General features: G+C 60.5%; 21 protein-coding genes. 20 read left to right on the top strand and 1 reads right to left on the bottom strand.

Features of this window, described 5'->3' with window-relative positions:
* Positions 1-7: 7 nt before the first annotated feature.
* A complete protein-coding gene (locus tag X744_RS168580) occupies positions 8-844 on the top strand; it encodes an SMP-30/gluconolactonase/LRE family protein (RefSeq protein ID WP_023756758.1) in 837 nt (278 codons plus the stop codon).
* Positions 845-888: 44 nt separating this feature from the next.
* Here X744_RS168580 and X744_RS168585 read toward each other — a convergent pair whose 3' ends face one another.
* A complete protein-coding gene (locus X744_RS168585) occupies positions 889-2025 on the bottom strand; it encodes a mandelate racemase/muconate lactonizing enzyme family protein (protein ID WP_023756757.1) in 1137 nt (378 codons plus the stop codon).
* Between the two features lie 134 nt (positions 2026-2159).
* Between X744_RS168585 and X744_RS168590 the strand changes: the two genes are divergently transcribed.
* The 19 genes from X744_RS168590 (at position 2160) to X744_RS168680 (ending at position 24666) form a co-directional block, all read left to right on the top strand.
* Complete coding sequence (locus X744_RS168590) at positions 2160-2795, top strand: GntR family transcriptional regulator (RefSeq protein WP_156938465.1); 636 nt, start codon at positions 2160-2162, stop codon at positions 2793-2795.
* A gap of 129 nt (positions 2796-2924) precedes the next feature.
* Positions 2925-4163, top strand: a complete 1239-nt coding sequence (locus tag X744_RS168595; protein WP_023756755.1) for a sugar ABC transporter substrate-binding protein — start codon at positions 2925-2927, stop codon at positions 4161-4163.
* A 143-nt stretch (positions 4164-4306) separates the two neighbouring features.
* Positions 4307-5170, top strand: a complete 864-nt coding sequence (locus X744_RS168600) for a sugar ABC transporter permease (RefSeq protein ID WP_245266357.1) — start codon at positions 4307-4309, stop codon at positions 5168-5170.
* Positions 5163-6008 (top strand): carbohydrate ABC transporter permease, encoded by an 846-nt coding sequence (locus X744_RS168605; RefSeq protein WP_023756753.1) that lies wholly within the window; start codon positions 5163-5165, stop codon positions 6006-6008. The genes X744_RS168600 and X744_RS168605 overlap by 8 nt, the downstream gene beginning before the upstream one ends.
* Positions 6009-6018: 10 nt before the next feature.
* Positions 6019-7098: a sn-glycerol-3-phosphate ABC transporter ATP-binding protein UgpC gene (gene ugpC / locus X744_RS168610; RefSeq protein ID WP_023756752.1), complete on the top strand. Its 1080-nt coding sequence runs from the start codon at positions 6019-6021 to the stop codon at positions 7096-7098.
* Positions 7099-7370: 272 nt separating this feature from the next.
* Positions 7371-8297, top strand: a complete 927-nt coding sequence (locus X744_RS168615; RefSeq protein WP_023756751.1) for a helix-turn-helix domain-containing protein — start codon at positions 7371-7373, stop codon at positions 8295-8297.
* 183 nt (positions 8298-8480) lie between these two features.
* A complete protein-coding gene (locus tag X744_RS168620; RefSeq protein ID WP_023756750.1) occupies positions 8481-9992 on the top strand; it encodes an alpha-N-arabinofuranosidase in 1512 nt (503 codons plus the stop codon).
* A 48-nt stretch (positions 9993-10040) separates the two neighbouring features.
* Positions 10041-11132, top strand: a complete 1092-nt coding sequence (ugpC, locus tag X744_RS168625) for a sn-glycerol-3-phosphate ABC transporter ATP-binding protein UgpC (protein WP_023756749.1) — start codon at positions 10041-10043, stop codon at positions 11130-11132.
* A gap of 34 nt (positions 11133-11166) precedes the next feature.
* Positions 11167-12069 carry a sugar ABC transporter permease gene (locus X744_RS168630; protein ID WP_245266395.1) on the top strand — a complete coding sequence of 301 codons (903 nt, stop codon included), beginning with the start codon at positions 11167-11169 and terminating at the stop codon, positions 12067-12069.
* Entirely contained in the window at positions 12066-12914 is an 849-nt protein-coding gene (locus X744_RS168635) for a carbohydrate ABC transporter permease (protein ID WP_023756747.1), read from the top strand. Before X744_RS168630 ends, X744_RS168635 begins: the two co-directional genes overlap by 4 nt.
* A 99-nt stretch (positions 12915-13013) precedes the next feature.
* A complete protein-coding gene (locus X744_RS168640) occupies positions 13014-14327 on the top strand; it encodes an extracellular solute-binding protein (RefSeq protein WP_023756746.1) in 1314 nt (437 codons plus the stop codon).
* Between the two features lie 581 nt (positions 14328-14908).
* On the top strand, positions 14909-16444 hold the full coding sequence (locus tag X744_RS168645; RefSeq protein WP_023756745.1) for an FGGY-family carbohydrate kinase: 1536 nt from the start codon (positions 14909-14911) through the stop codon (positions 16442-16444).
* The gene (locus X744_RS168650) at positions 16441-17217 is read left to right on the top strand and encodes a DeoR/GlpR family DNA-binding transcription regulator (RefSeq protein WP_031259448.1); all 777 of its coding nucleotides are present in this window, start codon (positions 16441-16443) and stop codon (positions 17215-17217) included. The genes X744_RS168645 and X744_RS168650 overlap by 4 nt, the downstream gene beginning before the upstream one ends.
* A 50-nt stretch (positions 17218-17267) precedes the next feature.
* Positions 17268-18926, top strand: coding sequence for a glycerol-3-phosphate dehydrogenase/oxidase (locus X744_RS168655; RefSeq protein ID WP_245266393.1), 1659 nt, complete (start codon positions 17268-17270; stop codon positions 18924-18926).
* A 374-nt stretch (positions 18927-19300) separates the two neighbouring features.
* Positions 19301-20311 (top strand): sugar-binding transcriptional regulator, encoded by a 1011-nt coding sequence (locus X744_RS168660; RefSeq protein ID WP_023756742.1) that lies wholly within the window; start codon positions 19301-19303, stop codon positions 20309-20311.
* Positions 20312-20344: 33 nt separating this feature from the next.
* Positions 20345-21004: a DUF2291 domain-containing protein gene (locus tag X744_RS168665; RefSeq protein ID WP_023756741.1), complete on the top strand. Its 660-nt coding sequence runs from the start codon at positions 20345-20347 to the stop codon at positions 21002-21004.
* Positions 21001-22527 carry a sugar ABC transporter ATP-binding protein gene (locus X744_RS168670; protein ID WP_023756740.1) on the top strand — a complete coding sequence of 509 codons (1527 nt, stop codon included), beginning with the start codon at positions 21001-21003 and terminating at the stop codon, positions 22525-22527. Before X744_RS168665 ends, X744_RS168670 begins: the two co-directional genes overlap by 4 nt.
* Before the next feature lie 26 nt (positions 22528-22553).
* Entirely contained in the window at positions 22554-23687 is a 1134-nt protein-coding gene (locus X744_RS168675; protein WP_023756739.1) for an ABC transporter permease, read from the top strand.
* A gap of 31 nt (positions 23688-23718) precedes the next feature.
* Positions 23719-24666, top strand: coding sequence for a D-ribose ABC transporter substrate-binding protein (locus tag X744_RS168680; RefSeq protein WP_023756738.1), 948 nt, complete (start codon positions 23719-23721; stop codon positions 24664-24666).
* The last annotated feature ends 55 nt before the right edge of the window (positions 24667-24721 follow it).

Raw genomic sequence — 24721 nt, 5'->3', positions numbered from 1 at the left:
GCGCTCGATGGCAAAACCATTGCTCGATATGTCCGCCGCGCGCGTCTTCTTCGATGGCATCTTCACCAGCCCTCGCGTCGCGCACCCGGAGGGCGTGGCCGTCCACCGTGACGGGTCGATCTGGTGCGGCACCGAAACCGGCGACCTCCTGCGGCTTGCCGCCGACGGCGGCTCGGTTGAGCGCATGGGCGGCACGGACGGTTTCCTTCTTGGCATTGCTTTCGACAGCATGGGGAACTGCTTCGCCTGTGACCTGAAGCACGCGGCGATCTTTCGTTGGGATGCCGCGACAGCGCGCATGGAGCGCTTCGCGTCGTCCGGCATCCGCGTGCCGAATTATCCCATCGTCGACGAGGCGAGGGGCTGGCTCTATGTGTCGGACAGCGTCGGCGAGGACAATCGTTCCGGCATCTTCCGCTACGATCTCGAAACGGGCGAAGGCCGTCTGTGGTGCCAGGAGGCGATGTCCTTCGCCAATGGCATGGCCATGGCGCCGGAGGGGAGCGGGATTTATGTGGTTGAAAGCAATGCCTCGTGTGTCAGCCATGTGCCGATCCTTGCCGACGGTGAGGCTGGGCCGAAGCAGGTCGTCATCGAGGGCGTGCATAACGTCCCGGATGGCCTAGCCTTCGCTCCGGACGGATCGCTGTTCATCTCGTGTTACGAGCCCAGCCGGATCTATTGCTGGTCCAACGATCGGGGGCTCGAAGTGCTGATCGAGGATCCGGCGGCAACCACGCTGGCGCATCCCACCAATATCGCCTTCAAGGGTAACAAACTCTACACCGCCAATCTCGGCCGCTGGCACATTACCGAGATCGATTTGACCTTGGGCAGTCGATAAGCCGACGACCGCCGCCCAGTCTGGGCTTCAGCTTCTCTTCTGCTTCACGGGACAAAGCGTGGATTTTCGGGCGCTGTGCCCAGTTCCGACCGGGCCAGTCGCCTCGGTCTCCTCCATTCGCCGCGTGCTTTTTCGGAAAGCACCAGTCCATGGCCGGGTCGATCGGGCGCATAGACGTAGCCGTCTCGGATTTCGATGGGCTGCTCCACCAGATGATCGAAATTCTGGAACGAATATTCCAGCCATTCGACCTCGGGAAGTGCGACCGCCATATGCACGCCAACCTCCAGGAAGGTGTTGCCGATGCTGACCGGGATTCCGAGTTCGGCGGCTAGCCACCCGATGCGCATGACGTCGGTCACCTGGCCGTGGACATTCAGTATGTCGGCTGCATGGGCTTCCAGAAGAAGCCGCTTGCCTTGAAGATCCAGATATTCGCCGCTGTTGACCTGGGTCCATGTCACGGCATGCCTGAGCGTTCTCAATCCTTCGTGGTCGTGACGCAGGATTGGATCCTCGACCCAGAGAAGATCGTGACCGGCATCGCGGATCGCGACCAATTTCACGAGCGCTTCCTTCGATGTCCACGCCTCGTTCGGATCGATCATGACTTTTGAGCCTGCCGGAACGCAGGTCTTCAACAGCTCCAGGCGCCGCAGATCGCGGTCGAAATCCGGATGGCCGACTTTGATCTTGAAAGCGGAGTAGCCAAGCGATGCCGCGTGAGAGAACAACGAGACGAACGCCTCATCGTCGAGGTGAAAATCGAGGCCGCTGGCGTAGGCTTTCACGCGGTTGCGGCGACTGCCAAGCAAGACGTGAAGAGGCAGGCCGGCTTCCTTCCCCGCAAGATCCCAAAGCGCCACCTGAACCGCCTCGTGAAAGGGCAGCGAATAGGTCCGCTGGTTGCCGCCGCGCGGGCGGTTCACACGGTGAACCAGCGCTATCGCCTTGTGCCCCTTGAGTGTCGGCCAAACCTCGTGTTCGAAAACAGTCTCGATCTCCGTCTGATCGGGTAGAGGATTGAAGAGCGTCTGGATGAACCCCAGCCCCACCTCGCCGCTTTCCGAAACGAGTTCCAAAGTGGCGACGTTGACGTCGTCCACCCGAACTTGACTGTCCCCGATTACCCGGTCGCGGGCGAACTGAAATCGGGTTATACGAAAATGCGAAAGGCTCATCACAAGGGCTTTCTGATCGTTTACAATGATAAACTGATCTATCAGATTGCGTCTTTAGTATCGGACCAATGGGGGTGCCGCAAGTGGTGGGCAAAGCAAAAACCGTCTCTACCGGCCTGGGGGCAGCCGTCCGTATGAGCGATATTGCCTATCAGCGTATTCTGGAGGGCCTGTTCGACAGGCGCGTTCCTGCAGGGGCCTTCGTTTCTCAAAACGAGTTGTCCGCGATCGTCGACGTGCCGGTTGCCCCGCTTCGGGACGCTCTGCGCGTTCTGGAGGCGGAAGGGATTCTGATAATCCACCCGCGCTCCGGCATCCAGTTCATCAGGCCCGGCATGGAGCTAACGCGTGCCACCTACCAATTCCGCGCCATCATTGAGCGCTCGGCGATCCGCGTCTTTGCCGAACAAGGCGACGAAACCGTCATGAATGCCTTGGAAATCCGGCATTCCCGTATGCTTAGAAGCGTGGAGCGGGATGGCCTCGGAAAGGAACAACTGGAGGCAATGGACGCGCTGGAGGGAGAGTTTCACGGCGCAATCATTGCGTCATTGCACAATCCTCTGATCGACAGCGCCTACCGGCGCATGCACAATTATCTGCGCCTGCTGCGGCTCGACCGCAAGATCACCGCGCCTATCATGGTCCGGACGATCAAGGAGCACCTCGACATCCTCGAGGCTTGCAGCACCAGGAATGCGGATGCCGCCGAAGCAAAGCTGCAGTCCCATTTCCAGGCTGCGATGCAACGGAATCTAGGTCTCGTCTGATAGGCCGGTAGCGATCAGTCGTTTTCCCAGTTTGCGCGCCGGCGCGGTTGCACGGCGTGGGAAAGGATGCTACCCAAAAACTGCAACTGATCGATCAGATTGCTGATCTGATATCTGGGAGGAGGTCGCATGCAGTTGAACAAGAGGCAGTTTCTCATGGGTTCGGCGGCTCTTGCGATGGCAGGGCGCGTCGGCGGTGCCCGTGCCGCGAATGCCATCAGTTACTGGCACCATTTCACCAGTCAGTCGGAAATGACCAGCCTGATGAAGATTATCGGATCGTTTCAGGCGGCGAATGCGGGTGTGGCGGTGACCCAGGAGAACATCCCGAACTCGGAATACATGGCGAAGGTCTCTTCGGCCGTGCTGACCGGTGGGCGTCCGGATACCGCCATGGTGATTGCCGAGCGCTTCGCCGATCTTACCGCGATGGAGGGGTTGATTGACCTTACCGAGCGGGTGAACGGATGGCAGGGCAAGGCCAATTTTCCCGAAAATCGCTGGACCGGGCTTTCCAGCAACGGCGCTATCTATGCGGTTCCCGCCTTTGCCTTCGTCGATTGGATGTACTACCGCGCCGACTATTTCGAGGAAGCCGGATTGGCCGGGCCACCCACGAAATTCGACGAATTCCTGGGTGCCTGCCGCAAGCTCACCGATCCGTCGAAGGGCAGGTATGCATTCGGCATGCGCGCCGGCGCCGGCGGTTTCAAATACGTCATCGATGTCATGGAGGCGTTTGGCTCGCCGATCGTCAAGGATGGACAGCCAGCCATCGACAGGGCGGCGGCGGTCGAGGCGATAACGTTTTATTCAGATCTCTTCCTGAAGGAAAAGGTTGTGCCGCCGAGCGCGCCCAATGACAGCTACCGCCAGATCATGGAGGGCTTCCGCACCGGGCAGACCGCGATGGTGTGGCACCATACCGGTTCGCTGAACGAAATCTCGGCTGCGATGAAGCAGGGCAACCAGTTCTCGACCGCACCGATGCCGGCCGGTCCGAAGGCGCATGTCGCCCGCGTCGCCTACGCCGGCAACGGTATCATGAAGGAAGACAATATCGAGGCCGCCTGGCAGTGGGTGAGTTTCTGGGGCCAGACCGATGCTGCGCTGACCTTGCTCGAGGGCACGGGCTATTTCCCGGCCTCCGCCGCTGCCCTGCAGGATCAGCGGATCACAGGCAATCCAATCTATAACGCGGCTGTCGAAACGCTGAAATTCGGACGCCTGCCGAACAATTTCGTTGGCGCGGCGGGTTGGTCCGAGAATGTCGTCAATCCCGCTTTCCAATCGGTGCTCACGGGTCAATCGACGCCGGAACAGGCTGTGGACCGGATGATCCAAGGCCTCGAAGCGGCCCTTCGCTGACATCCCGGCACGGCTGCTCCGACGTGTAGCCGTGCTTTGAACGCAACGGGACGGTGCTTTCGCTCCGGAGATACATGACGTCAAGCTCAAGCAGATATCTGCCTTTGCGGGCCCTCGGCGAACTGTCCGAGACCCGATATTGGATGTACTTACTGCTCCTCCCCAGCCTCGTCATGATCCTTCTGGTGATCGCCTATCCGACGCTTTACGGCATGGCCATCAGTTTTCGCGACATGCGTCTGACGCGTCCCGGGCTGGATGGCTGGGTCGGCTTCAAACACTATGCGGGAATGTGGTCCGACCCGGTCTTCTGGATCGCACTGAAGAATACAGTTGTGTGGGTCACTGCCGCCATCGTGCTGGAACTGGCGCTTGGCCTTCTCGCCGCGACAGCCCTCAACAGGGATTTGCCGGGCACGAAGATCTTCGCCGTGCTTATCCTGCTTCCCTATTTCCTCCCCAACGTCGTTGCGGGCCATATGTGGGCCTTGCTGCTCGATCCGCGGCTTGGCGTCATCAACGACCTTCTTGTCCGCGTGGGCGTGCTGGAGACCTACAAGGCCTGGTTCGCGGATCCCAATACCGCCCTGGCGGCGACCGTCCTCGTCGAGGCCTGGCATGGTTTTCCATTCTTCGCCTTGCTGCTGCTAGCGGGCCTGAAGAGTATTCCCGAAGATCTCTACAGGGCAGCGGCAGTGGACGGCGCCGGCGTCTCGGCGCAGCTCAGGCTGATCACCTTGCCCATGCTCAAGACCGTCATCGCGGCGGCAGTCATCCTGCGCGTCATTGGTCTGGTCAATTCGCCCGATCTGCTCCTCATTCTCACCGGTGGCGGACCGGGAGATGCCACGCAGGTCCTGTCGTTATATGCCTTCCAGACAGCCTACAAGGAATTCAATTTCGGCTACGCGTCGGCGCTGTCGGTGGTGATGTTTGTGATCCTGATGATCTTCGCGGCGGCATACATCCGCCTGTCCAGGATTACCAAGGGAGAGGGCGATGATTGAAAGCAAGCGCCGCCGGCGCACAGTTGCGAACATTGCTACCTACTTCGTCCTCGCGGGCCTGTCGATGTTCTGCATCGGTCCGATGATCTGGATGTTGCTGACATCGCTCAAATATGAGGCCGACATTGTCACCCAGACGATGCAGTACATACCGAGGCGCGTTACCTTCGACAATTATGTGGCCATCTGGACGCAGTCCGGTTTCCCGCGCCTGATAGGCAATAGCATCACCGTCACTTTCCTCACGGTGACGATCTGCGTCGCCACGGGTACGCTTGCGGCCTATGCATTTTCCCGCTTCGCGTTTCGGGGCCGAACTCAGCTCATGCTCGGCTATCTTGTCGTTCGCATGTTTCCTGCAGTCATGATGATCATTCCCCTCTATGTCGTCATGCGCGGCGTTGGTCTTGTAGACAGCCGTTTCGGCCTTGCGCTTGCCTATACGAGTTTCCTGCTGCCGCTGTTCGTGTGGATGCTCAAAGGTTTCTTCGATTCCGCACCCAGGGAACTCGAGAGCGCGGCACGCATCGATGGTTCGACCAGGCTTGGTGCCATGGTCCGTATCGTCATGCCGCTCGCCCGCAACGGCCTGGTCGCAAGTTCGGTGTTCATTGCCATCGCCGCGTGGAACGAGTTCCTGTTCGCCCTGATGCTGACGACGGGGCAGGGGTCCCGTACCTGGCCCGTGGGCCTGCAACTGATGGTCGGCGAGTTCCAGCTTCCATGGGGCGTCCTGGCGGCGGGCGGCATTCTCAGCATCCTGCCTGTCGTCGTTCTCTTCGCCATTGTCCAGCGAACCATGGTTCAGGGGCTCACTGCGGGCGCAATCAAGGGTTAGGAGTATTCGCATGGCGACACTTTCCATCAAGGACGTGCGCAAGTCCTATGGCTCCGTGCAGGTCCTTCACGGGGTCGACATCGAGCTTGAGGACGGAGGCTTTCTGGTTCTGCTCGGGCCGTCCGGATGTGGCAAGTCGACCTTGCTCAACATGATTGCCGGCCTCGACGACACGTCCGGCGGCGACATCCTGATCGGCGGACGCTCAGTCGTCGACCTTGCACCCAAGGACCGCAATATCGCGATGGTGTTCCAGTCCTATGCGCTTTACCCGACAATGTCGGTAGAGAGAAATATCGGCTTCGGACTGGAAATGCGGGGCGTGGACGCAGACCAGCGTAAGCGTGCCGTCGACGACGCGGCACGACTGCTGCAGATTTCGCACCTGCTCGACCGGCGCCCCGCCAACCTTTCGGGAGGACAGCGGCAGCGCGTTGCAATGGGGCGGGCGATCGTGCGCGACCCCGAGCTGTTCCTGTTCGACGAGCCGCTGTCCAATCTCGACGCCAAGCTTCGTGTAGAAATGCGCACGGAGATCAAGCGCCTGCACGAGCGTCTCGGCACGAGCATCGTCTATGTGACGCACGATCAGATCGAGGCAATGACGTTGGGCACCAAAGTGGCGGTGATGAAGGGAGGCCATATCCAGCAACTGGCCGATCCTCGCACCATCTATGAAAGGCCCGCCAACATATTCGTCGCAAGTTTCATCGGATCGCCGGCAATGAATTTCCTTCCTGGACGACTGGCCTCGAGCCCGAGCGGCGTGCGTTTCGCAGCGAACGGCGTGTCGGTCGCAATGCCGGCCGGCAAGCGACAGGTCGATTTCGACCGCCCGGTGATCCTGGGCGTAAGGCCTGAAGAACTAAAGGCGGTTGCGCGCGATGAAGCTTCGGTCACAGGGGTCATTGATGTGGTGGAACCTACCGGGCCTGAAACCATGGTGACGGTGCAGGTTGGCGAGCAGTCGATCATCGCACGCTTGCCACCGAGGTTTGCAGGCCGGCGAAAAGAGCCAATATTCCTCGCCGTCGATCCGGCGAGCGTCAATCTGTTCGACCCCGACAGCGAGCAGCGCATCGATATTTAGGGCGTGGACACTCCGAACATTCCGCTCAAATCCCCCGAAGTGGACTGCCACGAACGCAAACGCCTCCAGCGCTTCTTCTCCAAGCTCAAGCACGTCCGCCGCGTCGCGCCTCGCTGTGACACATCGGTCTTGCTCGCCTCGACACGGCTATCGCTCCGCCCCGCGGGTCTACGGCCCGAAATGACATGGAGCCGGCAGCGCATTGATTAAATCAAACATCCCGATATACAAGGTGATTTCGGATATAGATTTCGCACAGGGTTGGCAAATTCATGAGTCGCAATTTTCTTGTGATCGAACCCGAGGAGGGCATTGCCGTCCTCAGGGGGCTGGCCTCCTTGGCACGCATCTCCATGCTGAAATTGCTGCATGAGAAGGGGCCGATGAATATCAATGACATCGCCGCCGTGCTGTCGCTGCCGCAATCGACGGTCTCGACCAATATCCAGGTGCTCGAGGATGCTGGCCTGATCCGTACGGAGAACCAGAAGGCGAAGAAGGGCAGCCAGAAAATCTGCTATCCGACCGCCGAGGAAGTGCTCGTGGTCTTCAAGAGCGAGTATCGTTCGGTCAAGAACGACGCGATCGAAGTGTCGATGCCGATTGGGCTTTACACCGGGTTCGAGGTCACGGCGCCCTGCGGCCTCTGTTCGCCGGATGGGATCATCGGTCTGCTCGACGTGCCCAACACTTTTCTCGATCCGGACCGCATGAAAGCCGGGTTGCTGTGGTTCACGCGCGGCTTTGTCGAATACCAGTTCCCCAACAATGCCAAGCTTGCCAATGCCGAGATTACGGAGCTGGAAGTGGTGGTGGAACTGTCCTCGGAAGTGCCTGGCACCAGCGCCGACTGGCCCTCCGACATCACGCTGACGATCAATGGCATCGATGTCGGAACGTGGACCTCACCTGGCGATTTCGGCGACAAGCGCGGCGTCTTCACGCCCTCCTGGTGGAAGCTCAAGGGCTCACAATATGGCAAGCTGAAGAACTGGCGAATTTCCGCTGATGGCACCTATGTCGACGGTGTCAGAATTTCCGAAACCAGCCTCGCTGTCCTCGACCTCAAGAGCCATCATTCAATCCGCATCCGTATCGGCGTCAAGGACGACGCCGAGCGTCCCGGCGGGATCAATATTTTCGGCAAGGGATTTGGAAATTACGATCAGGACATCCTGCTCAGGATCAAAACCAGTTGATATCATCAAATCGGGTTTTAAAGATAGCGAAGCAATTTCAGTATCTTACCTCAATTCACGACCGCAGCCGCCGTTCTTTTGTCAGACATTTTGATGTTTTTGACTTGACGAACGAGCGCTGCTTCCCTTTGATATCGAATAAGGTGATTTAAATCACCATTTGTGATATCGTGGGAGGAATGCATGAAGGCAGCCGTAACGGCGCATCCGCACTATGTTGTCTCGGAAATCGATCCGCGGCTGTATGGATCCTTTATCGAGCATCTGGGGCGGGCAGTTTACACAGGCATCTATGAGCCGGGCCACCCGACGGCGGATGCCAACGGCATGCGTCAAGACGTTATCGATCTGGTCAGGGAACTAAACGTTCCGATCGTCCGCTATCCCGGCGGCAATTTCGTTTCAGCCTACAATTGGGAAGACGGCGTCGGCCCCAAGGAAGAGCGCCCGGTGCGCCTCGACCTCGCCTGGCACACGTCGGAAAGCAACGAAGTCGGCCTGCATGAATTTGCCGACTGGTGCGCATCCGCCAACACCGAGATGATGCTTGCCGTAAATCTCGGTTCACGTGGCCTCGACGAAGCCCGCAACTTCCTCGAATACACCAATCATCCAGGCGGAAGTGAGTGGAGCGACAAGCGCATCGCCAACGGCCGCCAGGAGCCTTTCGACGTCAAGCTGTGGTGCCTCGGCAACGAGATGGACGGCCCTTGGCAGATCGGCCACAAGACCGCCGACGAATATGGCCGCTTGGCCCATGAGACCGCCAAGGCGATGCGCGCCTTCTCCAAGTCGCTCGAACTGGTGGTCTGCGGCTCTTCTAATGCCAAGATGCCGACCTATCCCGAATGGGAAGCGACCGTGCTCGACCACACCTACAACGAGATCGACTACATCTCGCTGCATATGTACTTCGACAACCAAGCCAATGACGCGCCGAACTATCTCGCAATGAGCGAGAAGCTTGACGACTACATCGTCTCGGTCGCCGGCGTCATCGACTATATCAAGGCCAAGAAGCGCTCCAGCAAGCAGGTCTACATCTCGTTCGACGAATGGAACGTCTGGTACCATTCCAAGGAGCAGGACAAGAAGATTCTTGGCGGCAATGACGGCTGGCCCTTTGCGCCGCCGCTGCTCGAGGACATCTACAATTTCGAGGACGTGCTGCAGGTCGGCTTGATCCTCAACACCTTCATCCGTCGTTCCGATGTGGTCAAGATCGCCTGCCTGGCGCAACTGGTGAACGTCATCGCGCCGATCATGACCGTTCCCAACGGCCCGGCATGGCGCCAGACGATATTCTATCCCTATCTCTATGCCTCGATCTACGGCCGCGGCAATGCGCTGGATCTGAAGGTGGACAGCCCGACCTACAAATCCGCCGTCGCGGGCGACGTCTCCTATGTCGATGTGGCCGGCGTGCACGACACCAAAACCGGCCATGTCACCTTCTTCGCCGTCAACCGCCATTCGAGCGAGGCGATCGAAACCGTGATCGACATCACTGGTTTCGGCGCGGCTGATATCGTTGATCACCAAATGATGACGCACGCCGATCTCAAAGCCGTCAATTCAGCCGAGAATCCCGGCAATGTCGGCCCTAGGAAGGGAGTGGGCGCCTCGATGACTGACGGCAGATTGAGCCTGTCGCTGCCGGCCTATTCCTACCAGATGATACGCCTGAAGCTCTGACCTCGGGTCTGTTGTCGGAAAGTGCATGCGCTGAGGAGGAGCGTCGACGTGACGGCCGATATCGAAATCAGGAATGTGAACAAGCACTTCGGTGCCATGTCGGTGCTGGAGGATCTGTCGCTCTCCATCAAGGCACGCGAATTCATCGTGTTTCTCGGTCCATCCGGATGCGGGAAATCGACGCTTTTGCGCATGATCGCAGGCCTCGAAACTGTTGATAGCGGCGAGATCGCCATCAACAGGGAACGTATCGATCATCTGCCGCCGGGCAAGCGCGGCATTGCCATGGTGTTCCAGTCCTATGCGCTCTATCCGCATATGACGGTACGCGACAACATGGCCTTCGGGCTTGAGAATATCGGCATGTCGCGCGAGGTCATTGACGCGCGGATCAACGAAGCCGCCCGCATCCTCGAAATGCCGCATTTGCTCGAGCGCAAACCGGGCCAGCTCTCGGGCGGCCAGCGCCAGCGCGTTGCCATCGGCCGTGCGATCGTGAAAGAGCCGAAGGCCTTCCTGTTCGACGAGCCGCTCTCAAATCTGGATGCGGCGCTGCGAACCCGCACCCGCCTCGAACTTGCCCAGCTTCACCAGCGCCTGCAATCGACGATGATCTTCGTCACCCATGATCAGGTCGAAGCCATGACGCTCGCCGACCGCATCGTCGTCATGAACAACCGCAGGATCGAGCAGATCGGCTCTCCCATGGAAATCTACGAGCGCCCCGCGACCAAATTCGTCGCCGGCTTCGTCGGTGCCCCGGCGATGAACTTTATCGATGCGACACTCGACAGATCGAGTGGCAACGCCACGGCCAGGTTTTCGGACGGTATATCGGTTCGGACCGCGATTTCTTCCGACCTGTTGGCCGATGACAAGTACAGCTTCGGCATCCGTTCGGAAGATGTCCGCATCGTTCCTCCCGGGCAGGGCAATGCCGATGGCGTGGTCGATGTGCTCGAGCGGCTTGGCGAGCGCACCTTGATCTACATTCGTCTCGGCGATGGCCAGCAGATCGTCGGCTCGGATGTCGGCAACAGCCGGGTCGCGGTCGGCCACAAGGTAGGGCTCGCCTTCGACGGCCAGAAGTCGCATCTGTTCAGCGCGGCCGGCCGCGCCTGGCACGCGAGGGAGGCTTGATATGGCCGACCGGCTGACGATGCCGCGGACCGCGATGGCAACCGTGAGCGTCAGGGCTCCAAGCGTCGACATCTATGCGCCGCAATGGCGAAACTTCGTTTTCGTCGCGCCGTTCCTGTTCTTCTTCACGACGCTGCTCATCTTTCCGCTCCTCTGGGGGATGTGGCTGAGCTTCCACAAGGCCGACACGTTCTCGTCCGGAGATTTTGTCGGTCTCGGCAATTATGTCAGGCTGTTTCACGACAAGGTCTTCCTGCAATCGGTCTGGAACACCTTCTACTTCGTCCTTCTGACAGTGCCGACGCTGGCGCTGATCGGCCTTTTCCTCGCGCTTTGCCTCAACCGCCGCACGCGCACTGCCGCAGTGCTGCGGACCTTGTTCTTCTCTTCCTCGGTGCTGTCGGTCACAATCGTCACGCTGATCTGGCGCATCGTGTTCATTCCGAATGTCGGCCTTCTGTCGACGATCTACGGATGGTTCGGCGCAACCGCCCCGGCTTTCATTTCCGACCCCAGCCTCGCGATGATCGGTATCGCCATTGCCACCGTCTGGTGGTGCATCGGCTTGCCGATGATGCTGTTTCTCTCGGCCCTGCAGCAGATCCCGCAGGATGTTTACGAGGCGGCAGCCCTGGACAATGCCAATCGCTGGCAGACGCTGCGCTCGATCACGCTGCCGTCTATCAAACGCACTTTCATCCTGGTGATCATTATCCAGATCGTGCTGCAATTTCAGCTGTTCGGCCAGGCTTGGCTGATGACGCGCGGCGGCCCTAACAACCTCACCAAGCCGATCGTGCTCTACATCTATGACACCGCGTTCCGTCGTTGGGATCTGGGCATGGGTGCCGCGGCATCGGAGGTCCTGTTCATTCTGATCCTGATCGCGGCCATGGCCCAATACCTCGTAACACGCAACAAGGCGGATCAGACATGAGCGCGCCAGCCATTTCCATCAAGGGACGTGCGTTTGGCGACCGCGTGTTGCTGGCCCTCGTCATCCTGCTTTCGATAGCCATGATCGCGCCGGTTCTGTGGGTCATCGGCCTGTCGCTCAAGGACAATGCCGAGTTGATGGCCGATCCGAATTCGGTTTTTCGCCTACCCTACACGCTCAGGAACTACTTCAACACCATCGGCACCTCATCGGTATTTCTCTGGGTGCTCAACAGCATCATCGTCTCGGGCGGGCTGACACTCGGTACGCTGGTCCTGTCGTCGCTCGCCGGCTACGGGTTTGCACGTCTGAACTTCCCCGGCAAAAACATCCTGTTCGTGATCGTTCTCTTCGGTCTGGCGGTGCCGGAACAGGCCGTGCTCGTCGCCCGCCACCAGATCTTCAGCATATTGAAGTTCCACAACACCTATCACGGGCTCATTCTCCCCGGCCTGTCGGCTTCGTTCGGCGTCTTCCTGATGACCCAATATTTCAAGGCCATCCCGAAGGAGCTGGACGAAGCCGCCATGCTGGACAATGCCAGCCGGTTCCGGACCTTCTGGAAGGTGCTGCTGCCGCTCACCGTGCCTGCGCAGGCAACGCTCGGCATCTTCACCTTCCTTGGCGCCTGGAACGACTATTTGTGGCCGCTGATCTCGGCAACCAGGAAGGACATGTACACGCTGACCGTCGGCATGGCTTCGACACAGACGAATTTCGCCCAGTCCGAAGGCATCGGCTTCCTGATGGCGCAAGCTGTGTTCGCCGGCGCGCCGATCCTGATCGTCTACCTCTTTTTCCAGAAATACATCGTCACCGCCGTCTCCGGCGCCGCGGTCCGATAATGAGAATTGCAGGGCGGGGGAGTGCGCCGCAGCGATGGAAAGCATGACGCCAATCCAGTGTGGAGTGGCGGAAACTCAGTAGGAGGAACTGACATGAGAATGAAGAAAATACTGTTTGCCGCGGTCTCCGCGGGGGTAATGATGCTCGCAAGCCCAGGCTTTGCGGCAACGGAGCTGACGGTACAGCGCTTTTTCGGTGCCTGCGATGCCGATTTCGGCACCAACACCGATGTCACCAAGGCTGTTGGTGAATGCGGCATCATCACCTCGCTGATCAACAAGTTCAACGCCGACAACCCCGATGTGCATGTCAGCGTCAGCACCGTGGAATGGCCGGGCTATGACCAGTTGACCGCGCAATTCGCTTCGGGCGATGCCCCGGACATCGTCACCATCCATGAATCCGCGCTGTCGGACTACCAGTCCAAGGGGCTGTTGATGCCGCTCGACGATCTCTTGAAGTCCGTCGGCGTCACACCTGAAGCCTTCACGGACGCAGCGCGCAACGGTGCCACCAAAGACGGCAAGATCTACGGCCTGCCGATCGACAGCTGGACGATGCTCTATCACATCAACATGGATCTCTTCAAACAGGCCGGGCTCGTCAATGCCGACGGCACGCCGATGCTTCCGAAGTCGCCCGAGGAATTGCTCGCCCAGGCCGAACAGTTCAAGCAGAAGACCGGCAAGCCCTACTTCGTTCAGAACCTGGCTAATGAGACGGCACTCTACACGCGCAATCTCTACACCTATCTCTTTCAACAGGATTCCGACTTCTTTGCCGATCCGAAGCATGTGAAGCTGAATACACCGGAAGCCAAGAAGGTCGTCGAGATGTACAAGGCGATCTTCGACAAGGGCTACACCACCAAGGATCTCGACTACGGCGGCGCGATCAACGCTTTTCTTGCCGGTGACGGTGGCGTTCAGCTCAACGGCACATGGGTCGTCGGCGACAACAATGCCCAGTCCCAAACCAAGGGCACGGCGCTCAACAAAGGCGGCTACGCTGTGTACCCATATCCGCAGCTTTTTGGCGGTGCCCATGCGCAATATGCCGATGGCCACACCTGGGCAGTCTCGCAGAAGGACCGCACGCCTGAACAGACCGCGGCCATCGGCAAGTTCCTGAAGTTCTTCGCCGACAACGACTTCGAATGGTCGCGCACCGGCCACCTGCCGGCATACAAGGCCATCATCACCTCGGATGCCTTCAAGGCGCTGCCGCATCGCAACACGATCGCCGCTGTCGCCGATCTCGGCAGGCCGCTGCCGTCAGCCGTGCAGCGTCAGTTTGCGATCCAGGACATTGTCGGCGAAGAGATGAGCGCTGCAATCACTGGCCAGAAAGACGTCGACGCCGCCCTTGCCGACATGGAAAGCCGCGTCAACGAGTTGCTCGCCAACATTTGACCACCAGCTCTTCCCGAGAACGCTCCCAACGCCCCGCGACCGGAAACGGTCGCGGGGTTCTTTGCCAAATGGGAGCAGGTGCATCCGATCCAGACAACCACACCGATGCGGTTTGACACTCATTGCGGATGGTCCCCTCTGATGTAATTTGGACCTTTCTCGGATGGGGAAGGTGCCTGCTGTCGCGACGTTTTTCACTCTGTTGCTGTCTCGGCAGATTGTGAGCTCTTAACAGACCTTGATACCGCAACCTGAGGCAGTTGCCATGCTCCGGCTTTGCGGATTAATCGATGGCGATCGGCGGCCGATTGAACGATCCTGGTGGGATATTTTTATCGACAAAAAATCGAATTAAATCAGAATTCTATAACCATTGATGTCCATTTTGACGCGCGCGTAAAAAGGGTTGTCTCATAGATTGACGTTAAATTAACATCGATATATGGTTCGATTAATCCGTTGGATGCCATCGCTTTTGTATCACCGTTGCTCGTCGATCGCCGCTATGTCTGTCACCCTTGCCCCAGCCTGCAGGATAAGCTTGCAGTGCGCATTGCCAGTCGCTGAAAGAGGCGGTGACCGTGCCCAGTTTGCTCGGAATCGATAACGGTCTCACGGTTACCAAGGCGGTGATCTTCGATACCGATGGCACTCAGTTGTCCGTGGCGCGTCGGCGGGTGCCGCAATCGATGCCCCATGCGCGCTGGGTGGAGCGCGACATGGCCGGCCTCTGGCAGGCCACCGCCGACGCAATCAAGGAGGCGATCGCCCTCTGTGGCCGCCCGGCAGACGATATCAGGGCGGTGGCGGCGACCGCGCATGGCGACGGTCTCTACCTGCTCGACCAGGATCGTCGGCCGCTGGGGCCTGGAATCCTGTCGCTCGACAGCCGCGCCGGCGAGATTGTAGAACAATGGTCGGCGGACGGGGTCTTCGAAGATGCGTTGGCGCGCACCGGCCAGGCGCCGCACGTCTCGGCTCCATCGGCGCTGCTAGCCTGGATCAGGAAGAACGAGCCAGACCGCTACGGGCGCATCTGGCATATACTGGCCTGCAAGGACTGGCTGCGCTTTTGCCTGTCGGGCACGATCGGCACCGACCGTACCGAGGCCAGCACCTCATTCACGGATGTCCGCACGCAAGCCTTCGCGCCGGAAGCGATGCGCATCTTCGGACTGGATGGTCTTTTCGACGCGCTGCCGCCGATGGCGCATTCGGCTGACATAGTCGGCCACGTCACTGCTGAGGCCGCCGAAGTGACTGGCCTTCGCAAGGGGACACCCGTCGCGTGCGGACTGCATGACGTGACCGCCTCGGCCCTTGGCATGGGCGGCCATGAGGAGGGCATGCTCGCCATCGTCGCCGGGACCTATTCCATCAACGAAGTCGTCTCTTCGGAACCGCGCGTCGACCCGCGCTGGTTCTGCCGCAACGCCATCGACGCAGGCCGCTGGAACAATATGGCGATCTCGCCGGCCTCGACCGCAAACTATGACTGGTTTCTCGATACGTTTTGCCGCTCGGAGCAGGAAAAGGCATCGGTCGATGGTGGCTCGATCCATGAGTTGCTTGCAGCAGAGATCGACGTGGCGCTGAAGAAGCGGTCGACCATCCTGTTTCACCCCTATCTGTTCGGCTCCCCGTTTGGCGATTTCGCCAGCGGCAGCTTTGTCGGCCTGCACGGCTGGCACGATCGCGGCGATATGCTCAAGGCGGTTCTGGAGGGCATTGCTTTCAATCATCGCACCCATGTCGAAGCCTTGCGCGAGGGCTTTCCTATCAGCGAGATCCGCCTGACCGGCGGCGGTTCGCGCAATCCGGCTTTTGTCCAGATGTTTGCCGATGTGCTGAACGCCCCGGTCACCATCACCTCGACCGACGAGGCCGCGGCCTTTGGCGCTGCCCTTTGCGCGGGTGCCGCGGTCGGCATATTCGCGACGCCGCAACAAGGTGCCACGCAGGCCGGCATGACGGCGCGCCAATACGAGCCAGTGCCGGCCTCAAGTGCTGTGTTCAACGAGCGCTTTTCCCTCTATGGCCGCATAGCCGGTGCGCTCGAACCGCATTGGCCCGAGATCGAGAAGCTGGCGCGGCCAGACACTGGGGGAACCGCATGATCAAGGCCGACGAACGACGCGAAGAGATCGCCGACTATGTGATCAAGCTCGGCCAGGTGCGCATCGACGATCTGGTCGAGCATTTCGGCGTATCGCGCATGACCATCCACCGGCACATCGACCGGCTGGCCCAGCAGGGCGTATTGCGCAAGCTGCATGGTGCGGTGACGGTTCAGCCGTCCGGCCTCTACGAAAGCGCCTTCCGCTATCGGGTGACGGTCAATCGGGCTGAAAAGGATGCGCTGGCGCGGGCGGCACTGGATTATGTCGAAGCCGGCCAGGTGGTGATGCTGGACGATTCCTCGACGGCAAACGCCGTCGCCACGCTGCTGCTCGACGTCAAGCCGCTGACCGTCATCACCAATTCGGTGGCGACGGCGTCGCTGCTGACCAATGTCGACGACATCGACTTCATCTGTCTCGGCGGCCAGTACCACGTCACCTACAATGCCTATATCGGCATCGTCTGCGAGAACGCCGTGGCGCAATTGCGCGCCAATGTGCTGATCTGTTCGGCTTCGGCCATCACCGGAACCACCGCCTTCATCCAGGATCCCAATGTCGTGCGGGTCAAGCAGGCGATGATGGCCGCATCGGTCAAGCGCATCCTTCTGGTCGATCACGCAAAGTTCGACAGGATCGCGCTGCACGTCTTCGACGACCTGACCAGCTTCGACGTCGTGCTGGCGACCGAAGGCTTGGGCGATGCGCGGGCGCAAGCCCTCGAACGGGCCGGCGTCAAGCTGCGCATCGTCAAGACGAAAGCGCCATGAACCCAACGGAAGCAGCACGTACGGGAAACCCCGCAGGGCGTTTGGCTGCCATGGCCGGGACAGGCGAGGTCGACGTCGTCATTCTCGGCGCCGGCATCAACGGGGCGGGCCTGTTTCGCGATCTGTGCGCACAAGGCGTCAGCTGCCTGATCGTGGACAAGAGCGACTTCGGCGCGGGCACCAGTGCCGCGCCGTCGCGGCTCATTCATGGCGGTTTGAAATATCTCGAAACCGGCGAGTTCGGTCTGGTGGCGCAGTCGACGCTCGAACGCAATCTGCTTTTGAAGAACGCGCCGCATTATGTCAGTCCGCTGCCGACCGTCATCCCGATCTTCTCCTGGAGCAAGGGCATGCTGGCGGCGCTGCGAACGCTGTTCGGCTCGACCAGCGCACCGCGCAGCCGCGGCGCCATCCTGATCAAGATCGGCCTGATGATCTATGATTTCTATGGCTCGCGAAACCGGGTCATGCCGCGCCACCGCATGGTCGGGCGGCGCCAGGCGCTCAGCGGGATGCCGGCGCTCAACCCTTCGATCGTCGCCACCGGCACCTACTACGACGCCAAGATAAGCCACCCCGAAAGGCTGGTGCTCGAACTGATCCTCGATGGGCTGCAGGCGAACGCGGCCTCGGCCAGCGCGAATTACACGGCGCTGGTGGCCTCGTCCAATGGCGTACTGACATTCCAGCCGGAAAACGGCGCCGCCTTTTCGGTGCGGCCGAAGCTGGTGGTCAATGCCGCCGGTCCATGGATCGATCGTGTCAACGATCTGCTTGGCGCGCCCTCGAAGATGATCGGCGGCACCAAGGGCTCTCACATCCTGCTGAGGCACGACGAACTGGTCAAAAGCCTTGCCGGGCGCATGCTTTATTTCGAGGCCGACGACGGCCGTATCTGCCTCGTCTACGACTATCTCGGCTTGGCGCTGGTCGGCTCAACCGACATCAAGGCCGACAATCCCGACGAGGTGCGCTGCGAGCCTGACGAAGTCGAGTACCTGCTCGACAGCGTGCGAACGCTGCTGCCGGGCATGGCATTCGAGCGCGAGCAGATCGTCTACGTCTATAGCGGCATCAGGCCGCTGCCTTCCTCGGATGCATCGGTGCCCGGGCTGATCAGCCGCGATCACTCGTCACCGATCGCCGAGCCGGACCAGAACAGACCTTTCGCGGTTATCTCGCTGGTCGGCGGCAAATGGACAACGTTCCGTGGCTTTGCAGAGGAAGTCGCCGGCACCGTGCTCGGTCGCCTGCAGCGCAAGCGCGAGGTCTCAACGCAAGCCATGCCAATTGGCGGCGGCAGGGATTTTCCAGCCGATGCGGCGGCACGCGCAGACTGGCTGGCCCGGGCATGGTCGGAAACGGGCATCGCGGAACGGCGTCTCGATGAATTGCTGTCGCGCTACGGAACCAGAGCCCTGGAGATTGCCGGGCACGAACTGGACGATAAGGGCGATCTGCCGGATTCCGAAGGCTACAGAAAATCGGAAATCGACTACATCGTCCGCAGCGAGTTCGTGGAACATCTGACTGATATCGTCATGCGTCGCAGCACCCTGGCGATATCAGGTTCCCTGACAGGCCGGGACCTGCAGGAGATCGCGTCGATCGCCGGAAGGGCGTTGGGCTGGAGTGCTGGGCGCATTGCGCGGGAAGTCGAAGCCGCCGTTGTGGAGCTCAAGGGCCGCAACCTGATGCGGCTGGCCTGATCGCGTCATCGGGCAATGCCGATGGCTTTTCTCAAGGCAATCCTATCGGTTTGCCCATGGCTCCGTCGCATGTGCAACACACCGCAACACAGCCTGATTGGGATTTATGTGCCGCCGGGCGTAAATGATTGAAAACAGACATTTAGTTTGAAGATCGGCAGCAAATACCGGTTGCTGTCTCGATGGCATTGAAGCGATATAACATCGATTGACGTTAAAATAACACATCATTATGATCACCCAATATGCAGACCTCCTAATAGGGCCACACAGAATTCCCCGTAGGCCAAATCCGGCGAGGGATTGACAGCGATGCAGGGATGTGAAAATTTTTGCACACAAAGATAATAATATCATCCTGGGGAGGAGATGGCTTGAAATCCGGCGGAACCGCTAACCGCGACCATGAATCCAGCCTCGCCACCCGCGCGGCCTGGCTTCACTATGCCGGCGGTCTCACACAGGCCCAGGTGGCCAAACGGCTCGGCTTGACCAGCCTCAAGGCGCATCGGCTCATCACCCGGGCCACTCAGGATGGCCTGGTCAGAGTGATTATCGACGGCGACGTCGGCGAATGCATCGACCTCGAGCAGCAGCTGATCGATGCTTATGGGCTCGATTACTGCGAGGTCGTTCCTGATCTCGATCAGGACGATCTGCCGCTGAAGGCGCTTGGCATCGCCGGCGCGCAGTTTCTGAAGCGCGAGATCGATCGCGGCGAGGACATGCTGATCGGCGTCGGCCATGGTCGTACCCTCGCGGCAAGCGTCGAGTATCTGACGCGCACCGCCGCCGCCCATATCCGTTTCGTCTCGCTGCTTGGCGGCGTGACGCGCAAATTCGCGGCCAACCCGCACGATGTCATGCATCGCCTGGCCGAGCGGACAGGCGCGCAGGCCTATGTGATGCCGGTGCCTTTCGTCGCCAACACTGCCGAGGACCGTGAGGTGCTGCTTGGCCAGCGCGGCATTAGCGATGTCTTCGCTCTCGCAAGCCGATCCGACCTGATGTTCGTCGGCATAGGAACCGCCATGCGGGAAGCCTCGCTGGTCGCTACCGGCATGATCGAACATTCCGAAATCGATGAGGTCAAACGCGACGGTGGCGTTGGCGAGCTGCTCGCCCACTTCTTCGATGACAAGGGACGCCCGGTGGAAACGGCGCTGTCGGAGAGAATTCTGGCGCTTCCGCGGGATCAGTTGAAAGGCCGCAGGATTGTCGCCGTCGCCGGTGGCAAGGTGAAAGTGCGCGCGATCAAAGCGGTGCTCGAGAGCCGTTATCTGAGCGGCCTGATCACCGATGAAAGCACTGCACGCGCTCTTGTCGAAAAGAACCAATCCAATGGTGCAAAGCGCCATGTGAACGGAGGATCGTCAAATGCGTGACAACGGCAGATCTGCCTTGCAGGTGGTTGCGTCATGAGTGCCAAGGCTGCCACCGCATCGACCCGGCAGGCCTCGGCCAGCTTGCGTCGGATACTGGCTGGCGTCGCGGTCGTTGTCCTGCTTGGCGCCATGGCGCTCGACACCAAGGTGGTCAGGATCGGCTCCGCCGGTGACGTCCGCAGCGCCGCCGTCTTCTCCGCCGCGGATTACGGCAAGTCGGAATTTCCCAAGGTGCAGGCCGATGTCGAGACCCGTGCCGCCGACGCCGTGACAGTGGCGACGGCGATCGCCAAGGACAGGGCGACGGCCGAGAAGGAATACGGCGTGCCCGCAGGTGTCGGGCCAGTCATTTCGGTCAAGTTCACCGGCGTTGTCGGCGAAGGAAAATCGGGCATCTACAAGGTCGCAGTCGACGGTTTGCCCGACACGTTGATGATCCGCGTGCAGACGGGACCGGCGATCAACGGCACCGAACTGCGCGACGCCACCGGCAAGATCACATTCGGCCAATTCACCAACCAGATAGAATACCAGGACGCCGGCTCGGCGCTGAACAACGAGATGAAGAAGGAAGTCCTGGCAAAGGTCGACACGAGCACCTTGGCCGGCAAGACCGTTTCGGTTGTCGGCGCGTTCAAGCTGGTCAATCCGAAGAGCTGGCTGGTCACTCCCGTGAGGCTGGACGTCAAATGAAACCGGCTGCGAATGGCGACGCCGTGCTTTCGGCGCGCAACATCGTCATGTCGTATGGCGGCGTCCATGCCCTCAGGGGCGTCAATTTCGACATCCATCGCGGCAAGGTCACGACGCTGTTCGGAGAAAATGGCGCCGGCAAGTCGACGCTGATGAAGATCCTGTCCGGCGTCGTCACGCCGACGTCGGGCGACATCGTGCTCGACGGCAATCTCGTCAGTTTTTCGTCGTCCTCGGACGCGCGCGATCGCGGCATCTCGATCATCCACCAGGAACTCAGCCTGGCGCCGAACCTCAGCGTACGCGACAACATCTTCATGGGCCGCGAACTGCGCACCAGGACCGGCCTCGATTTCGCCGAGGAATCGCGCCAGGCGCGCGCGCTGATGGCTGACCTCGAAGAGGACATCGATCCAATGACCCTGGTCGAGGATCTGCGCCTCGGGCAGCAGCAGATAGTCGAGATCGCGCGGGCGCTGTCGGTGGATTCACGTATCCTGATCATGGACGAACCGACCTCGGCGCTCAGCGCGACCGAGGTGGAGGTGCTGTTCAAGGTGATCCGCGATTTGACCAGCCGCGGCGTCTCCATCGTCTACATTTCACATCACCTCGAAGAAGCCCTGCAGATCACCGACTACGCCGTCGTCCTGCGCGACGGCGCGATCACGGCGACGGCCGAAGCCAGGGATATCGACCTCGAGTGGATCGTGCGCAACATGGTCGGCGAGAACTTCGATCTCGGTTCGCCACCGACCGGTCATGCGTTCGGCGACGTCGCCCTGTCGATCGAGGATGTCAGCGTCGTCGACACTTCGGGCTCCGGTTATTCCGTCGTCGATCATCTGTCGCTGGACGTCAAGGCGGGCGAGATCGTCTGCATCTATGGGCTGATGGGCGCCGGGCGCACGGAATTGCTGGAAGCGGTCGCCGGACGGGTGCCGATGGCGGGCGGCCGCGCGCTTCTGGAAGGCGAGGACGTCTCGGGACTGAGCATTGCCCAGCGCATCGCCAAGGGTCTGGTGTTGGTCCCCGAGGACCGCCAGCGTGACGGGCTGGTGCAGACCATGACCGTCGGCCGCAATCTCTCGCTTGCCAGCATCGAAGCGTTCGCAAAGGGGCTGTTTCTGTCCCGCACCAGGGAGCGTGGGCTGGTCGAGGATTCGATCCGCAAGGTGACCATCAAGACCGCCGGCGGCAACGCCATGATCGGATCGCTGTCGGGCGGCAATCAGCAGAAGGTCGTCATCGGCAAGATGCTGACGACCAACCCCAAGGTCATCCTTCTCGACGAGCCGAGCCGCGGGATCGATGTCGGCGCCAAGGCCGAGGTCTTCCGATTGCTCAGCGAACGCGCCGCGCAGGGCCTTGCGGTGATCTTCTCGACCTCGGAGGTCAACGAGTGCCTCAGCATCGCGCACCGCATCGTCGTCATGCGCCGGGGCAGGATTTCAGCGCAGTTCGGCGCCAACGCCACCAAAGAGCAGATCATGGCCGCCTCCGGCGAAGCCGTGGTCGCCTGATCACCAGGAATTTCGGAGCCCAGACCATGACCGATGTCAGCCAGGCCAGAAAACAATCCAGTCCAAGCGCGGGCGGCGAAGGCTTTGATCTCGCCAAGCTGCTGCTCGAGGGACGCGCTTTCTTTGCCCTGATCGTGATCATCGTCGTCTTCTCGTTCCTGTCGCCCTACTACCTCTCGGTGGCGAATTTCCTGACCATGGCCTCGCATGTCGCCATCTTCGGAATTCTCGCAGTCGGCATGCTGCTCGTCATCCTCAATGGCGGCATCGACCTGTCGGTGGGATCGACGCTCGGGCTTGCCGGCGTCGTTGCCGGTTTCCTGATGCAGGGCGTGACGCTGACCTGGCTGGGCGTCGTTCTCTATCCGCCGGTCTGGGTGGTCGCCGTGCTTGCCTGCATGCTGGGCGCCGTCGTCGGGCTGATCAACGGCGTGCTCATCGCGCGCTTCAAGGTTCCGGCCTTCGTCGCGACGCTGGGCGTCATGTACATGGCGCGCGGCCTGGCGCTGCTGATGACCAGTGGCCTGACCTACAATAATCTCGGTGGCAAACCGGAGCTGGGAAACACCGGCTTCGATGCGCTTGGCTTCAACCGCCTGTTCGGCGTGCCGACCGGCGTGGTGGTTCTCGCAGTCATCGCGCTCATCGGCAGCATCGTCTTGAACCGCACCGCCTTCGGGCGCTGGCTCTATGCCTCGGGCGGCAATGAACGCGCGGCCGAACTGTCCGGCGTTCCGGTCAAGACGGTGCAGATTTCCGTCTATGTGCTGTCAGGCATCTGCGCCGCCATTGCCGGCCTGATCCTGTCCTCGCAGCTGACATCGGCAGGACCGACCGCAGGCACCACCTACGAACTGACGGCCATCGCGGCCGTCGTCATCGGCGGCGCGGCACTGACCGGCGGGCGCGGCAACATCCGCGGAACCCTGCTCGGGGCCTTCGTCATCGGCTTCCTGTCCGACGGTCTGGTGATCATCGGCATCTCATCCTACTGGCAGACAGTGTTCACGGGCGCGGTCATCGTGCTCGCCGTGCTGCTCAATGCCGTTCAGTATCGCCGCCGCAGCAAGCTCCCAAGCGCGACAGGTGGCCAACCGACTTCTCAGAAACGGGGGAAGGCCGAAGCGGCCAATCCTGCCCAAGGGAAGACTGCCAGGTGACTGGCAGCAACACCGCGTAATCATTGGAGGAATGTACATGAAAACCATGCTGAAAAGTCTGCTTGCGGCCGCGATGGTCGTCGGGTTCACGGCCGCCGCTTCTGCCGCGGGCCTGATCTCGATCATCGTCAACGATCCGGCCAACCCCTACTGGCTCACCGAGGGCAACGTCGCCAAGGCCGAGGCCGAGAAGCTCGGCTACACGGCCAATGTCGGGGCCCACAAGGGCGACACCAACACGGAAAGCAACCTGATCGACACCGCCATCACCAACAAGTCGGTGGCCATCATTCTCGACCCGGCCAACGCTGACGGCTCTGTCGGCGCGGTGAAGAAGGCGATTGCCGCCAACATCCCGGTTTTCCTCGTCAATGCCGAGATCAACCAGGAAGGCCTCGCCAAGGGGCAGCTCGTCTCCAACAACGCGCAGGGTGCAGCTCTCGGTGCCCAGCAGTGGGTGCAGGCAGTCGGCGAAAAGGGCAAATATGTCGAACTGCTCGGCGCCCCGTCGGACAACAACGCCGCGACGCGCTCGAACGGCTACGCGACTGTGCTGAGCCAGTATCCAGATCTCGAAAAGGCCGCTTCGCAGGTCGCCAACTGGGATCGTACCCAGGGCCACGACAAGATGCAGAGCATGCTGCAGGCCAATCCCGATATCATCGCCGTGATCAGCGGCAATGACGAAATGGCTCTTGGCGCGGTTGCGGCGCTGAAGGAAGCCGGCAAGCTGGCTGGTATCAAGGTCGGCGGCTTCGACGGCTCCCCGGATGCGGTTGCGGCGATCAAGTCCGGCGAACTGCAGTACACTGTGCTGCAGCCGGTTGCCATCTTCTCGGCCAAGGCCGTGCAACAGGCGGACTCGTTCATCAAGACGGGCGCCACTGGCGCGGCGACCGAGAAGCAGCTGTTCGATTGCCTACTCATCACCAAGGACAATGTCGACAAGTACACTGCACCCTTCGTGCTGTCGGAGTGAACCTGAACAGGGGGTGTCCTTGAGGACACTCCCTGCCTCTTCTGCGAGACTGCCC

Source organism: Mesorhizobium sp. LNHC252B00 (assembly GCF_000502955.1).
GTDB lineage: Bacteria > Pseudomonadota > Alphaproteobacteria > Rhizobiales > Rhizobiaceae > Mesorhizobium.
The sequence above is the reverse complement of the archived record's forward strand: the minus strand, read 5'-3'. Positions and strand labels throughout refer to the sequence as shown.